Raw genomic sequence first — 14,828 nt, forward strand, 5'->3', positions numbered from 1 at the left:
CCGGCCGAGGGATCTGTGGAAAGTGGCGCTCAGCCCTCGACTGGGGAGGAGCCGGCGGCGGGCGCCGAAGCCTCGGCGCCTTCCGCGCTCTGCGGGTAGCCGACGTCGAGCACGATCACGGTGATGTTGTCGCGGCCACCGTTCTCGAGTGCGGCGTCGAGCATCGCGGCCACCGCATCCGCGGGGTCCGGGTTCTCATCGAGGAAGTGGCGGATGCCGTAGTCCGTGAGCTCCTTTGTCAACCCGTCGGAGCAGATCACGAAGCGGTCGCCGTCTGTCACGTCGAGCCGCACGTAGTCGGGCGTCACACCCTCGCTGGGTCCGACGGCCCGGGTGATGACGTTGCCGTACGGGTGGTTCTCGGCCTCTTCTGGGCTGAGCCGCCCCGCTGCGACGAGCTCCTGCACCACGGAGTGGTCGGTCGTGATCTGCACGATCGCCCCGTCTCGGACGAGGTACACGCGCGAGTCGCCGATGTTGAGAGTGACCCAGTGCGGCGCCTCGCCGCTGGTGTCGAGGAAGACACCGGTGATCGTCGTCCCCGTTCCGTCGTCTGTCGCCTCGGGGTGAGCCGCGATGTCTTTCACCGCGCGTGCGAGCGCCTTCTCGATCGTCTTGGGCGTCACCGCGCCGGCGTCGGCGAGGGCGCTCAGGCGTTCGATCGTGCGGGCGCTGGCGATCTCGCCGCCCACGTGCCCGCCCATTCCGTCGGCGACGACGAACAGCGGGAACGCTGCGAAGACGGCATCCTGGTTGACCTCACGCCGACGTCCGGTGTCGGTCGCCGCGGCCCATGAAAGCTCGAGTTCTCCGCCGGGGACCGGTACCGTCCGGGACTGGGTGGAGACCTCGACCACGCGTTGTCCTCCCCATCGGCCGGCTCCAGGACCGGTCGGCCCCGCGTCCTCACATACTAGTCGCTTCACCCGCCGCGGCTTCGGCGCAAAGGGTGGCTGGCGCGCCGTCAGACGCGCGCGCCGGGGTCGTCCGGGAGCGGGAAGAGGGCATCGATCGCCGCGAGCTCGTCGCCCGTCGGCGACCACGCCGTCGCCGCGGCGGCGTTGGCCCTCACCTGCTCGGGGCTCGTGGCGCCCGCGATGACGCTGGACAGGCTCTCGTGCGACAGCAGCCACCCGAACGTCGCTTCGACCATCGTGACGCCACGCTCGCCGCAGAAGGCCCGGAACTGCTCCAGGGCGTCCCACGGCGCCTCGTGCCATACATGCTGGCGCTGACGCATGATCCGGGAGTCGGCCGGCGCGTGGTCGCGACTGAACTTGCCGGTGAGCAGGCCGTTGTGCAGCGGGAAGTACGGCAGGAATCCGAGTCCGAACCGCTCGACGGCCGGCAGCACCTCACGCTCGGCCGCGCGGGCCAGCAGACTGTAATGATTCTGCGCCGACACGAAGGGGATGCCGGCACGCTGGGCCGCGACGAAGTGCGCTTCGGCGATCTGCCACCCGGAGAAGTTCGAGTGCCCAATGTAGCGGACCTTCCCCTCGCGCACGAGATCGCTTAGCACGTCGAGGGTCTCCTCGATGGGCGTGTGCGGATCGGGCGTGTGCAGCTGGTAGAGGTCGATCCAGTCGGTCTGCAGACGGGTGAGGGATGCCTCGACCGCGCGTCGCGCGTACGTGCGGGATGCCTTCGCCCCGGTGACGGGATACCCCATGTCTCGACCGGAGTGCCCGAACTTCGTCGCGAGGGTGACGCCGTCCCTGCGGCCCTTGAGCGCTTCACCCATCAGCGTCTCGGACAGGCCCGGGTCCCTGCCGTATATGTCGGCGGTGTCGAGGAACGTCACGCCGGCGTCGATCGCGGCATCCAGGACGTCCCGCGTGCCCTCGATCGTCTCGGTGCGCGTGCCGGGACGGCCGAAGTTGTTGCAGCCCAGGCCGACCGCAGAGACGAGCAGGCCGGAGGAACCGACTCGGCGGGCGGGGACGGCGTCGACAGCGTCAGCGGAGGTCATGCCTCTCACGTTAGCCGCCGCCGGGACCCACACGTCGCGACTGCACCGGGCCCGGGCATGGGTCGGCCCCTCACCGGATTCGGTGAGGGGCCGACTCGTGCCCTTACGGACGCGGTGCGTCGGGCGCGTCGGGCGCGTCAGGTGCATCCGGCGACGGCGGGGTCGTCGGCGGCTCCGGACTGGCCGGAGCGTCGGCGGCCGGCGGCGCCGCGGGTGGCTCGGTCGATGCCGGCGGACGCGTCACCGGGTGCTCGGCCGCCGCGGGCGGCGTCGAGGCAGGCGGCTGCGGCGCCGCGGGCGGCGCAGCATAACCCGACGGCGGCGCGGCCGGCGGCTGGTAGCCGGCCGGGGGCTGGTACCCCGCGGGCGGCTGGTAGCCAGGAGAGGTAGCCGGGTTGGCGGGGTGGCCGCCACTGGGAGCCTGGCTCGGAAAGCCCGACCACACCGTGTTGTCAGCGAGGAAGTTGCCTGCCCACGGTGCGGCGGGGATCGCCGTGTTCCAGCGCGAGCGGTCGAAGGCGTTGATGCCGAGCCACACGATCGCGAGGAAGAAGTACAGGATGAGCCAGACGGCTTCCTTCTGCAGCTTCAGGCCCACGCGCCACGCGGCCAGGAGCGTGTAGATGAACGCCGCGAGGCCGATGAGCCACCCCAGCACGGGCACCCAGCCGAGCACGATCGTGCCGCCCCACAGGACCAGCAGCCACCAGGGGTTCAGGTCACCCAGCTTGACGAAGATCAGGGTGTTGTACACAGGAACCCACGCACGCCACTTGCCCTGCACTCCTGCCTTCTCGAAGATCTTCATCAGGAACCAGGAGCCGATGATGTATCCGGCGATCGCGAACAGGAAGATGATTGGGGCGATGACGAGCCAGGCGATCAGACCGCCGACCCCGTCGTAGTCGTTGTACATGGCGCGACCTCCAAGAAAGTCGATTCGAACGCATCACAGGCGTCCACGGGACCCCTGCCCCGCGGCTCACATGCTATCGACGCTCACAGCTTCCTGTCAGCATTCGTTACGTGTCGCGGGGATGGCCACCGCATCGCCGCGCTGGATAGCCTGAGCACATCGGCCAGACGAAGGAGCCTCCATGTCCGATCAGAACCCGCCCGCCGCCTCTCCCCCGCCACTGCCGGAGCAGTCCGCGGCCGAGGCCGCCCGCACGACCGGAACCCCGACGTCGCGTCCGTCCCACCAGCCTGCCGCCGACCCCGACGACACCGGGGTCCCGACCGTCAACGGCGATGCCGGTGATGTCGGGCGAGGCTTCTTCGCCGCGCTGTTCGACCTTTCGTTCCGCACCTTCATCACGCGGCGGCTGGCGAGCGTCTTCTACTTCGTGGGGCTCATTGCGATCGCGACCGGGTTCATCGTCTACTTCGTGGGCGGCATCCTCAACGGTATCTCGCTGCTCTGGTTCAACGTCGGGGCGGGCATCACCGCGATCGTCGCGACGCTCGTGATCGTTCCGGTCCTGACGTTCCTGGCGATCATCCTGCTGAGGTTCGTGATCGAAGCCGTCGTGGCCCTCATCGCGATCGCCGAGAACACCGAGCGCACCGCGCAGCACACCAAGCGCTGACGCGTCAGGCGAAGAGCTCGAGCTCGTCGCGCGCACCGTCGCGGACACGCAGGCCCGCAGCATCCGCCCACCGCACGAATCCACTCGCAGACCCGATGCGCGGGCGGTCCTCGGCGAGACGACGAACGAGGGCGCCCTTGGCGTGCTTGTTGAAATGATTGAGCGCGCGCACGGCACCGTCGGTGCTCTCGGTCACGACGCGCACGTACCGCGCTCCGACGGACGGCGGCACCGCGCCCAGGGCGACGTACGCCTCCGAACGCAGATCGAGGATGAAGCCGGGAGCGAGGTCGTGGAGCGCACTCGTCACGGCCTCATTCCACACGCGTCGAAGTGGAGGCAGCCCGGGAAGCGAAGCGGTGGCGCCCAGCCGGTAGCCCGGGATCGCGTCGAGGGCACCCACCGGGCCGAAGGGCGCGGAGTGAACCATGACGTGCGTCGCGAGCCAGCGGCGGGCGGAGGCGTCGAGGGATGCCGCATCCAGCGCGTCGTACAGGACGCCGGTGTAGCGGTCGACGGCCGCCATTGTGGGTGACTCACGCAACGCCGCATTGACGGCGACCTCGCCACGCTGGGTGGCACCGAGCCTGAGTACCCGCGCGGCCTCGTCCTCGTCGGCCGACAGCGTCACGAGCGCACCGACGACCGCTTCACGCTGCGGCGCAAGCGACGGCAGTGCGAGGGTCGCCGTCTGCAACGGCTTTGCGCGCCCGCCTGACCGCTTCGTCTCGGACGGGGGAAGCAGGATCAGCATGTATGCCTCATGGCGGTTGAGTGAAGAGCGCCGACGACGAGACGAAACGCCCCGGGCCCCCGCGGGGGTCGAGGCGTTTCGTCTCGCTTCGCTCGCTCAACGAGCGTCACGTGTCAGGAGATCAGCGCTGCGTTGCCCGCGACGATCGTGAGGTCGTCGCCGGCCATCGACAGGAAGCCGTCCTGCGCGTTCGCGATGATCTTCGAGCCTGAGGTCTCGGTGATGCGCACCTGTCCCTCGGCGAGGATCGCCAGCACGGGCTCGTGGCCCGACATGAAGCCGATCTCGCCCTCGACGGTCTTGGCGACGACCAGCGACGCCTCTCCCGACCAGACCTCCGCGTCAGCGGAGACGAGGCTCACCTTGAGCGGCATGTCAGCCGTTCTCCTTCTGGATCTGCGCCCAGCGCTCTTCGACATCGGCGATGCCGCCGACGTTGAAGAAGGCCTGCTCGGCGACGTGGTCGAAGTCGCCCTTGACGATCGCGTCGAACGACTCGATGGTCTCCTTGATCGGGACCGTGGAGCCCTCCACGCCAGTGAACTTCTTGGCCATGTAGGTGTTCTGCGACAGGAACTGCTGGATGCGGCGGGCACGCGAGACGACGATCTTGTCCTCCTCCGACAGCTCGTCGACACCGAGGATCGCGATGATCTCCTGCAGTTCCTTGTTCTTCTGGAGAATCTGCTTCACGGCGGTCGCCACGCGGTAGTGGTCCTCACCGATGTAACGCGGGTCAAGGATCCGACTGGTCGAGGTGAGCGGGTCGACGGCGGGGTACAGACCCTTCGACGCGATCTCGCGCGAGAGCTCGGTGGTGGCATCGAGGTGCGCGAACGTGGTCGCCGGCGCCGGGTCGGTGTAGTCGTCGGCGGGCACGTAGATCGCCTGGAGGGACGTGATCGAATGGCCGCGCGTCGAGGTGATGCGCTCCTGGAGGATGCCCATCTCGTCGGCGAGGTTCGGCTGGTAGCCCACCGCGGAGGGCATGCGGCCCAGCAGCGTGGAGACCTCGGAGCCGGCCTGCGTGAAGCGGAAGATGTTGTCGATGAAGAGCAGCACGTCCTGCTTCTGCACGTCGCGGAAGTACTCCGCCATCGTCAGCGCCGAGAGGGCGACGCGAAGACGCGTCCCCGGCGGCTCGTCCATCTGGCCGAAGACGAGGGCCGTCTTGTCGAAGACGCCCGCCTCCTCCATCTCGTGGATGAGGTCGTTGCCCTCACGCGTGCGCTCGCCGACACCGGCGAACACCGACACACCGCCGTGGTCCTGCGCGACGCGCTGGATCATCTCCTGGATGAGGACGGTCTTGCCGACGCCGGCGCCGCCGAAGAGGCCGATCTTGCCGCCGAGCACGTACGGCGTGAGCAGATCGATGACCTTGATGCCGGTCTCGAACATCTGAGTCTTCGACTCGAGCTGGTCGAAGCTGGGCGCCTGGCGGTGGATGCCCCAGCGCTCGGTGACCTCGATGGTCTCGCCCGGCTCGGCGTTGAGGACGTCGCCGGTGACGTTGAACACGCGGCCCTTGGTGACGTCGCCGACGGGGACCGTGATGGGTCCGCCGGTGTCGCGCACCTCCTGGCCGCGCACGACGCCGTCCGTCGGCTTGAGCGCGATCGCGCGGACGAGGTCGTCGCCGAGGTGCTGTGCGACCTCGAGGGTGATCTCGTTCGACTCGCCCTCGATGACGATGGTCGTCTTCAGCGCGTTGTAGATCTCGGGCAGCGAGTCGTGCGGGAACTCGATGTCGATGACCGGACCGGTCACGCGCGCGACGCGGCCGACGACCGCGGTCTCGGTCTTCTCTGCGGTGAGGCTCATGGCTTCTTCTCTTTCGTGTGGTCTGTTGACGCAGCGATTACTTGCCCGATGCGAGCGCGTCGGCGCCGCCGACGATCTCGGCGATCTGCTGCGTGATCTCGGCCTGACGCGCGTTGTTGCGCAGGCGGGTGTAGTCGGTGATGAGCTTGTCGGCGTTGTCGCTGGCCGACTTCATCGCCTTCTGCGTCGCCGCGTGCTTGGCCGCCGACGACTGCAGGAGAGCGTTGAAGACCCTGCTCTGGATGTAAACCGGCAGGAGCGCATCCAGTACGGTCTCGGCATCCGGCTCGAATTCGTACAGCGGATAGACCTGCGCCGTCGCCGCCTCTTCGGCCTCGACGACCTCGAGCGGGAGCAGGCGCACCGTCTCGGGCGACTGCGTCATCATACTGACGAAGCGGTTGTAGACGAGGTTGATCTCGTCGACGCCGCCGTCCTCACCGCCGCGGTTGTATGCGTCGAGCAGCGTCGCCGCGATCTCTTCGGCCGTGTGGAAATGCGGGGTGTCGGTGTCGCCCGTCCACTCCGCAGCGGCCGCCATGCGACGGAACTGGAAGTACCCGACCGCCCTGCGACCGATGAGATAGAACACCGGCTCCTTGCCCTGCTGGCGGAGGAGCTGTGCGAGCTCGAGGCCCTCGCGGAGGATCTGCGAGTTGAACGCACCCGCGAGGCCACGGTCGGACGCGAAGATCACGACCGCCGAACGGCGGATGACCTCGCGCTCCTTCGTGAGCGGATGCTCGACGTTCGAGTAGGTCGACACGGCGGAGACGGCTCGCGTCACGGCCCGCGCGAAGGGCGACGACGCGCGCACACGCGCCATCGCCTTCTGGATGCGCGAAGCCGCGATGAGCTCCATCGCCTTCGTGATCTTCTTGGTCGTTTGAGCAGTGCTGATCTTCTGCTTGTAGACCCGGAGTTGTGCGCCCATTGTCCCTGTCCGAGGTCGCCTTAGCGGCGGCCCTTGACGATCTTCTCCTGGTTGACGTCCTCGACTCCGGCTGCCGCGACCTCTTCGTGGCCCGGCTTGCCGATGGCCTGGCCCTTGCCGGCCTGGAACTCGAGGATGAACTCGTCGGTCTTCTTCGCCAGCTCGGCCGCCGTGTCGTCGTCCAGGACGTTGGTGTCGCGGAGCGTGTCGAGGATGGTGGTGTTGCGGCGCAGGTAGTCCAGCAGCTCGCGCTCGAACGCGAGCACGTCCTCGACCTCGATCGAGTCGAGCTTGCCGTTGGTGCCGGCCCAGATCGACACGACCTGCTCCTCCACCGGGTACGGCGAGTACTGCGGCTGCTTCAGCAGCTCGGTCAGACGCGCACCACGGGCCAGCTGACGACGCGACGCCGGGTCGAGGTCGCTGGCGAACATCGCGAACGCCTCGAGTGAGCGGTACTGGGCCAGCTCGAGCTTGAGCGTGCCGGAGACCTTCTTGATCGACTTGACCTGTGCGTCACCGCCGACTCGCGACACCGAGATTCCGACGTCCACGGCGGGACGCTGGTTGGCGTTGAAGAGGTCGGACTGCAGGAAGATCTGGCCGTCGGTGATCGAGATCACGTTGGTCGGGATATAGGCCGACACGTCGTTGGCCTTGGTCTCGATGATCGGGAGGCCCGTCATCGAGCCGGCACCCAGCTCGTCGGAGAGCTTCGCGCAGCGCTCGAGCAGACGCGAGTGCAGGTAGAAGACGTCACCGGGGTAAGCCTCGCGGCCCGGCGGGCGGCGCAGCAGCAGCGACACCGCGCGGTAGGCCTCGGCCTGCTTGGTCAGGTCGTCGAAGATGATGAGCACGTGCTTGCCGCCGTACATCCAGTGCTGGCCGATGGCCGAGCCGGTGTAGGGGGCGAGGTACTTGAAGCCGGCGGGGTCGGATGCCGGAGCCGCGACGATCGTCGTGTACTCCATCGCTCCGGCGTCCTCGAGCGCGCCCTTGACGGCGGCGATCGTGGAACCCTTCTGGCCGATGGCGACGTAGATGCAGCGGACCTGCTTGTTGGTGTCGCCCGACTCCCAGTTGGCCTTCTGGTTGATGATCGTGTCGATCGCGATCGCCGTCTTGCCGGTCTGGCGGTCGCCGATGATGAGCTGGCGCTGACCGCGGCCCACGGGGATCATGGCGTCGATCGCCTTGATGCCCGTCTGCAGCGGCTCGTGCACGCTCTTGCGCTGCATGACGCCCGGCGCCTGCAGCTCGAGTGCTCGACGGCCCTCGCTCGCGACCGGGCCGAGGCCGTCGATCGGGTTGCCGAGGGGGTCGACCACGCGGCCGAGGTAGCCGTCGCCGACCGGCACCGAGAGGACCTCGCCGGTGCGGGTGACGGGCTGGCCGGCCTCGATGCCGGAGAACTCGCCCAGCACCACGACGCCGATCTCGTGCTCGTCGAGGTTCTGCGCGAGGCCCAGCGTGCCGTCCTCGAACGTTACGAGCTCGTTCGCCATGACGCCGGGCAGCCCCTCGACGTGGGCGATGCCGTCGGCGGCGTCGATGACGGTGCCGACCTCGGTCGCCGCTGCCCCGGTGGGCTCGTACGCGGCGACGAAGTCCTTCAGCGCGTCACGGATGACGTCGGGGCTGATAGAGAGATCTGCCATTGTTTTCCTTCGTTCATGGGGCCTCGGCCCCGAAATCTCCGCCCGTGGAGCGGGAAGTCTGTACTAGCCGGCCAGTCGCTGGCGGACATCCGCCAGTCGGGAGGACACGCTTGCGTCGATGACATCGTCGGCGATCTGCACGCGCAGCCCGCCGATCACTGTGGGGTCGACGACGGTGTTGAGCGACACCGAGGCGCCGTAGCGCTGCGACAACGCCGCGGCGAGCCGCGTGCTCTGCGCGTCGCTGATCGGCGCGGCCGAGTAGACCGTCGCAACCTTGCGGCCGCGCTGGTCGGCGACGATCCGCGTCGCGCGGGAGAGCAGCTGACGGATGCGGCGCTCGCGCGGCTGCTGGACGAGCGACGACGCGATCAGCGTGGTGGCGTCGTTCGCGCGGCCTGACAAGAGCGTCTCGACGAGCGCGCGCTTGGCCGCGGCATCCCCCACCCGACTGCCCAGTGCCAGTTCGAGCTCGGGGTTGCCGGCGATCGTGCGCGAGAAGCGGAACAGCTCCTCGTCGAGGTCGGCCGTCGGCGTCGCGACGGCAGCGGCCCGGATCGCGAGCTCCTCGATCGCGTCGACGAGGTCGCCGGCCGACGACCAGCGCTGCTCGACGGCGGTCGTCAGCAGCGACACCGTCGTGGGCTTCACGGCCGGGCCGAACACGTCGGCCACGACCTTGCGCCGTGCCGTGACCGGCGCGGCGGAGTCGGCGAGCGCGCCGCTCAGCTGCGACGAGTCGCCCACGGCGCGTGCCGCCGCGAAGAGCTCGCGGGCCACGTCGAGGTCGACGCCCGACGCGGCGTCGAGCGCCGCCGTCGTCGCCGCGAGGGCCTGAGTGGTCGCGCTGCCCATTACGCCTTGGCTCCCTCGGATGCCTCGAGCTCGGCGAGGAAGCGGTCGACCACGGCCTGAGCCTTCTGGTCGTCCGCCAGGGTCTCGCCGATCACACCGCCGGCGAGATCGAGGGCGAGTGTGCCCACCTCGCTGCGCAGCGACACGAGCGCGGTCTGGCGCTCGGCCTCGATCTGGGCGTGCGCGGTCGCGGTCAGGCGTGCGGCCTCGGACGACGCGGTCTCCTTGGCCTCGGCGACGATCTTCTTGCCGTCCTCGCGGGCGGCATCGCGGATCTCACCGGCCTCCTTGCGGGCCTCGGCCAGCTGGGAGGTGTACTCCTCGAGCGCGGCCTCGGCCTTGCGCTGCGCCTCGTCTGCCTTGGCGATGTTGCCTTCGATCGCGGCTGAGCGCTCGTCGAGGAGCGTCTTCATCCGCGGAAGGGCGACCTTCCAGAAGATGAAGAGGATGACGACGAAGCAGACCGCCGACCAGATGATGTCGTACCAGGCGGGGATGAGCGGGTTGTAGGCCGCCCCGTCCTCCGCCGCGTACGCGACAAGAGCGTTCAGCATCCTGTCTCCTTAGAACTGGTAGCGGCGCTTACTGGAAGATGAAGTAGGTCGCGATGCCGATGAAGGCGAGCGCCTCGGTGAAGGCGATACCGATCCACATGAGCACCTGCAGGCGACCGGCGAGCTCGGGCTGGCGTGCCACGCCCTCGATGGTCTTGCCGACGACGATGCCCACGCCGATGGCCGGGCCGATCGCAGCGAGGCCGTAGCCCATCGTCGCGACGTTTCCGGTGACCTGGGCGAGAACCGTAGTTGCGTCCACGGGGGTGTTTCCTTTCGGTTATGGGCGGCGCTGCATCGTTGAGACAGCGCCGACCCGCTTAGTGCTCTTCCGCGACTGCGAGCTGGATGTAGACCGCGGTCAGGAGAGCGAAGACGTACGCCTGGAGGACGGCCACCAGGATCTCGAACAGCGTGAAGACGAAGCCGAACGCGAGCGACCCTGCTGCCAGCGCCGACCACCATCCGCCCATGTCGAGGAGGAAGAACTGCGTCGCCGCGAAGAACAGGACGAGCAGGAGGTGCCCGACCATCATGTTCATCAGCAGTCGGAGCGTCAGAGTGACCGGCCGGATGATGAACGTCGAGATGAGCTCGATCGGCGTGACGATGATGTAGATCGGCCACGGCACGCCGGACGGGAACAGCGAGTTCTTGAAGAAGTTCTTGGGGCTCTTCTTGATGCCGGCGTAGATGAACGTGACGTAGCTCACGACGGCGAGAGTCAGCGGCACCGCGATGATCGCGGTTCCGGCGATGTTCAGGAACGGGATGATTCCCGTGATGTTCATGAACAGCACCATGAAGAAGATCGTGGTGAGGATCGGCAGGAAGCGCTGGGCGTCCTTCTTGCCGAGCAGGTCTTCGCCGATGTTGACGCGGACGAAGTCCAGGCCCATCTCGACCAGGCTCTGGAAGCGGCCAGGAACGATCTTCATGCGGCGCGTGCCGAGCCAGAAGATGAGGACCACGGCGAGCGTCGCGAGCAGCTGGATCATATGGATCCGGTTGAACTCGAAACCACCGATCTGGAAGATCGCTTCGGGGAAGAACTCCTCGATCGACGGCCCGTGGAACTCCGGGGGCGCGTCGGCGGCAAAGGGGGCGATCAGGGTCGCAGCTTGAGTAGTCAGCGCTGGCTCCAGCTTCGGGGCACCGGTCAAGAACCGTTGCGACGATGGTCGGTGAGCGTCACTCCGCAAGCACTCGCAAAGCGAGCGGGCGGGCGCGAGATCAGCCTATCAAACTTGAGAGGTCCCTGAATCCGCCGGGGGGCCGGGCCGCTCCCCGCCGTCCGCGCCGTCTGTGCGGTCTCCGGCATCCGGATCGGTGGGAAGCACGACGTCGCTCACATGCGGCACCCGCATGCGCAGGAGCACGACGACATCCACGAGGAGGGAGGCCAGCACGCTGACCACGACGGCGACGAAGAAGACGGTCGGCTCGACCCACGGCTGATCGCGCAGGACCAGCAGCGCGATGATGAAGACGACGAACTTGAGGATCCAGCCGCCTAGAACGATCCCGAAGAACAGCGGGACGTACAGCGCGTCGCCGTACCACCGGTTGGCGATCAGGATGCTGGCGCCGGTGATGCCGAGGAACACCGCCGCCACGAGCACTCCGACCAGGGCGCTCCACAACCCGGTCGATCCGGCGACGAGGTAGCCGACGACGGCGCCGACGACGGCGAGCACCGCGGTGACGGTGCCCGACCACACCAGGACGGTGCGCAGGATCGGTGTGCTGGAGACGGTGTTGGGGGTCATCGGGCGTTCTCCGTCGAGGTTTCGGGTGAGGGCGGAGCCGTGACCGCAGGAGGCTGCGCCGGGCGCCGCGAGGGCAGGAAGGTCACGACGAGGCATGCGGCCACGCCCACGACGCCGTAGGCGACGCCGATCAGATAGTCGCCGGGCCACTCCAGCGTCGTGCCGATGTACATCAGCAGCACCGAGAGGCTGACCAGCGCGGTCCAGGCGTAGAAGATCAGCACCGCATCGCGGTCGGAATGCCCCATGTCGAGCATGCGGTGGTGCAGGTGCTTGCGGTCGGGCGAGAAGGGCGACTTTCCCCTGCTCATCCGTCGCACGACCGCCAGGCCGAAGTCGATCAGCGGCAACAGCACCACCACGACCGGCAGCAGGATCGGGATGAAGGCACCGAGCAGCTGGGACCGGCCGAACTCGTCGTTGTCGCCCATCATGGCCGGGTCGAAGTTGCCGGTGATGGAGATGGCCGAGCAGGCCATGAGCAGGCCCAGCATGAGGGCGCCGGCGTCGCCCATGAACAGCCTCGCCGGACTCCAGTTCAGCGGCAGGAAGCCGATGCAGGCGCCGATGAGCACCGCGGCGATGAACGACGCGAGATTGAAGTAGCTGCTGGCACCGGTGTCGCGGAACACCATGTAGGAGTACGCGAAGAAGACGGCGTTCGCGATCAGGCAGACGCCGGCCACGAGGCCGTCGAGGCCGTCGATGAAGTTGACGGCGTTCATGACCACGACGATCGAGAACACCGTCAGCGCGAAGCTCGCCCAGCTGGAGAAGATCGTCATGCCGCCCAGCGGCAGCGTGTAGATCTGCAGCTTGCCGAACCACGCGATCACGCCCGCGGCGAGGAACTGCGCGCCGAGCTTGATGGTCCAGTCCAGGTCCCACAGGTCGTCGAAGACGCCGACGAGCACGATGAGGCCGGTGGCGCCCAGGAGCGCGTAGATCTCGTGGGGTTGCGACCAGACGATGGCGAAGAACGGATGCTGCGACGAGACGGCGAACGCCGCGACCACCCCGAGGAACATGGCGATGCCGCCGAGACGCGGGGTGGGCGTCTTGTGCACGTCGCGTTCGCGGATGCCGGGGTACAGCTTGTACTTCAGGCTCAGGCGCCACACCGCCCACGACAGGACGAAGGTGACCGCGGCGGTCAGCAGGATCGTGAAGACGTACTGCTTCACGCGCCGTCGGGTTCCCGGTGTGGAGGCTCCTGCACCTCGGCGGCGGCAGCGAACTCGTCCACGGGGTCGGGCTCGAGCAGGTCGCCGAGCACCTCGCGCAGGCGCGCGCGGCCCACGGCTCCCTCTCTCAGCACGCGGACGAGGGGCTCGGCCCCGCCCACCAGGCTCGTCGCGTCGACGATCGTCGACGCGACGCCGGTCTTGGAGGGACCGTCGCTGAGGTACACCGCGACGCTGTCCTTCAGCATCCCTTCCGCGTCCTCGGCGGTGATGCCCGCGGCCATACCGGTCCGGTTCGCGCTGGAGACGGCCAGGGGCCCGGTCTCTTCGAGCAGCTCGAGGGCGATGCGGTGCTCCGGCATCCGCACGGCCACCGTGCCGTGGGTGTCGCCGAGATCCCACGACAACGAGGGCTGGGCGGGAAGGACGATCGTGAGCCCTCCCGGCCAGAACGCCTCGACGAGCCGCTCGACCGGCTCGGGGACGTCGGCCACGAGCGCCCGCAGCGTCGTGACACCGGCGACGAGAACCGGCGGCGGCGACTGCCGGCCGCGACCCTTCGCGGCGAGCAGCCGTCCGACCGCCTTCGCGTCGAAGGCGTCGGCGGCGACGCCGTAAACGGTGTCGGTGGGGATCACGACGAGCTCGCCGCGGCCGATGGCCTGGCGCGCCTGGCGCATGCCTGTGAGCAGCTGCGCTTCATCACGGCAGTCGAAGATGGGGGACATATCGCCGCCAGTTTAGTCCGGAGCAGGCGCGAAGCCTCGCCCGGCCGGTGCAGGCGCCGGGCCATGCCGATCGCCCGGTTACGGCCGCAGTGCGGTGGTGGCGCGGTCGCGCATCGTCAGGTCGGGGTGCGTCGCCGCGGCGCGCCAGCCGTCGGCGGAGAGGATCCGGCGGATCTCCTCGCCTTGCCATTCGCCGTGCTCGATCACGATCGCGCCGCCGGGGTGCGCCAGGCGCAGCCCGACTTCGCTCAGCACGCGCACCACGTCCAGCCCGTCCACGCCGCCGTAGAGCGCCGCGGGCGGATCGAACAGCCGGACCTCCGGGTCGCGCGGAATCGCGGCATCCGGAACGTAAGGGGGGTTGGAGGCCACGACCGAGACCGTGCCGTCCAGCTCTGGGAACGCATGAGCGAGATCGATGAAGGCGAGTTGCGCGTTGTCGGCGCCGACCCGCTCGAAGTTCTCCCTGGTCCACACGAACGCGTCGACGGAGTTCTCGGCGGCGAACACCCGCGCGTGCGGCACCTCGGTCGCCATCGCCAGAGCGATCGCCCCGCTGCCGGTGCCGAGATCCACGGCGACCGGCGCCGCGGATGCCGCAGCCCGCAGCGCATCGATCGCGAGCTGGGCGACGATCTCGGTCTCGGGCCGAGGTACGAACACCCCGGGACCGACGCGCAGCTCGAGATGGCGGAACGGGGCCAGGCCGGTGATGTGCTGCAGCGGCTCGCGCGTGGACCGCCGCGCGACGAGCTCGTCCAGGCGCCGCGCCTCGTCGGCTGTGAAGTCGGCGCCGCGCATCGCCGCAGCCTGCACTCCCCCACGGCCGGTGCCCAGCACGAAGCCCGCGAGCAGCTCGACGTCGACGACGGGATCGGGGATGCCCGCGGCTGCCAGCCGCTCGGCGGCGCGCTGGAGCGCTTCGGCGACGGATGGTGCGGGATTCATGACCGGTCCACTCTATTTCGGGATGCCGCGTCCCCGACGCGCCTTCGAACTCTCACTTC

At 68.5% G+C, this 14,828-nt stretch carries 17 protein-coding genes; 1 reads left to right on the forward strand and 16 read right to left on the reverse strand.

Translation table 11 applies throughout. The annotated features are described in order from the left end of the window. Nucleotides 1-29: 29 nt before the first annotated feature. From K0817_RS12465 to K0817_RS12475, 3 genes are all read right to left on the reverse strand, one after another. Entirely contained in the window at nt 30-857 is an 828-nt protein-coding gene (locus K0817_RS12465; RefSeq protein WP_219981835.1) for a protein phosphatase 2C domain-containing protein, read from the reverse strand. 107 nt (nt 858-964) lie between these two features. After that, a complete protein-coding gene (locus K0817_RS12470; RefSeq protein ID WP_219981836.1) occupies nt 965-1,972 on the reverse strand; it encodes an aldo/keto reductase in 1,008 nt (335 codons plus the stop codon). 103 nt (nt 1,973-2,075) lie between these two features. Further along, entirely contained in the window at nt 2,076-2,888 is an 813-nt protein-coding gene (locus tag K0817_RS12475) for a DUF5684 domain-containing protein (RefSeq protein WP_219981837.1), read from the reverse strand. A gap of 181 nt (nt 2,889-3,069) precedes the next feature. On the opposite strand from K0817_RS12475, the gene K0817_RS12480 reads away from it, so the two are divergent. After that, nucleotides 3,070-3,561 carry a DUF4282 domain-containing protein gene (locus tag K0817_RS12480; protein WP_219981838.1) on the forward strand — a complete coding sequence of 164 codons (492 nt, stop codon included), beginning with the start codon at nt 3,070-3,072 and terminating at the stop codon, nt 3,559-3,561. Between the two features lie 4 nt (nt 3,562-3,565). Here the strand turns inward: K0817_RS12480 and K0817_RS12485 are convergent, their stop codons facing one another. The 13 genes from K0817_RS12485 to prmC form a co-directional block, all read right to left on the reverse strand. Continuing rightward, nucleotides 3,566-4,315: a YaaA family protein gene (locus K0817_RS12485; protein WP_219981839.1), complete on the reverse strand. Its 750-nt coding sequence runs from the start codon at nt 4,313-4,315 to the stop codon at nt 3,566-3,568. A 113-nt stretch (nt 4,316-4,428) separates the two neighbouring features. Next, nucleotides 4,429-4,689 (reverse strand): F0F1 ATP synthase subunit epsilon, encoded by a 261-nt coding sequence (locus K0817_RS12490; RefSeq protein ID WP_219981840.1) that lies wholly within the window; start codon nt 4,687-4,689, stop codon nt 4,429-4,431. Between the two features lies 1 nt (nt 4,690). After that, nucleotides 4,691-6,139 carry a F0F1 ATP synthase subunit beta gene (atpD, locus tag K0817_RS12495; RefSeq protein ID WP_219981841.1) on the reverse strand — a complete coding sequence of 483 codons (1,449 nt, stop codon included), beginning with the start codon at nt 6,137-6,139 and terminating at the stop codon, nt 4,691-4,693. Nucleotides 6,140-6,176: 37 nt separating this feature from the next. Next, complete coding sequence (locus K0817_RS12500; RefSeq protein ID WP_219981842.1) at nt 6,177-7,073, reverse strand: F0F1 ATP synthase subunit gamma; 897 nt, start codon at nt 7,071-7,073, stop codon at nt 6,177-6,179. Nucleotides 7,074-7,093: 20 nt separating this feature from the next. Continuing rightward, nucleotides 7,094-8,731: a F0F1 ATP synthase subunit alpha gene (atpA, locus tag K0817_RS12505; protein WP_219981843.1), complete on the reverse strand. Its 1,638-nt coding sequence runs from the start codon at nt 8,729-8,731 to the stop codon at nt 7,094-7,096. 63 nt (nt 8,732-8,794) lie between these two features. Next, on the reverse strand, nt 8,795-9,586 hold the full coding sequence (locus K0817_RS12510; RefSeq protein WP_219981844.1) for a F0F1 ATP synthase subunit delta: 792 nt from the start codon (nt 9,584-9,586) through the stop codon (nt 8,795-8,797). After that, on the reverse strand, nt 9,586-10,140 hold the full coding sequence (locus K0817_RS12515; RefSeq protein WP_219981845.1) for a F0F1 ATP synthase subunit B: 555 nt from the start codon (nt 10,138-10,140) through the stop codon (nt 9,586-9,588). Before K0817_RS12515 ends, K0817_RS12510 begins: the two co-directional genes overlap by 1 nt. A 28-nt stretch (nt 10,141-10,168) precedes the next feature. Then, nucleotides 10,169-10,402, reverse strand: coding sequence for an ATP synthase F0 subunit C (gene atpE, locus K0817_RS12520; protein ID WP_127819872.1), 234 nt, complete (start codon nt 10,400-10,402; stop codon nt 10,169-10,171). A 58-nt stretch (nt 10,403-10,460) separates the two neighbouring features. Further along, nucleotides 10,461-11,252 carry a F0F1 ATP synthase subunit A gene (gene atpB / locus K0817_RS12525; protein WP_219981988.1) on the reverse strand — a complete coding sequence of 264 codons (792 nt, stop codon included), beginning with the start codon at nt 11,250-11,252 and terminating at the stop codon, nt 10,461-10,463. 129 nt (nt 11,253-11,381) lie between these two features. Further along, the gene (locus tag K0817_RS12530) at nt 11,382-11,909 is read right to left on the reverse strand and encodes a hypothetical protein (RefSeq protein ID WP_219981846.1); all 528 of its coding nucleotides are present in this window, start codon (nt 11,907-11,909) and stop codon (nt 11,382-11,384) included. Then, nucleotides 11,906-13,093 carry an MraY family glycosyltransferase gene (locus K0817_RS12535; RefSeq protein WP_219981847.1) on the reverse strand — a complete coding sequence of 396 codons (1,188 nt, stop codon included), beginning with the start codon at nt 13,091-13,093 and terminating at the stop codon, nt 11,906-11,908. The genes K0817_RS12530 and K0817_RS12535 overlap by 4 nt, the downstream gene beginning before the upstream one ends. Then, entirely contained in the window at nt 13,090-13,821 is a 732-nt protein-coding gene (locus K0817_RS12540; RefSeq protein ID WP_219981848.1) for an L-threonylcarbamoyladenylate synthase, read from the reverse strand. The genes K0817_RS12535 and K0817_RS12540 overlap by 4 nt, the downstream gene beginning before the upstream one ends. 78 nt (nt 13,822-13,899) lie before the next feature. Next, nucleotides 13,900-14,769, reverse strand: coding sequence for a peptide chain release factor N(5)-glutamine methyltransferase (gene prmC, locus K0817_RS12545; protein ID WP_219981849.1), 870 nt, complete (start codon nt 14,767-14,769; stop codon nt 13,900-13,902). Nucleotides 14,770-14,828: the final 59 nt, after the last annotated feature.

The organism is Microbacterium sp. HD4P20, assembly GCF_019449275.2.
Taxonomy (GTDB): Bacteria; Actinomycetota; Actinomycetes; order Actinomycetales; family Microbacteriaceae; genus Microbacterium.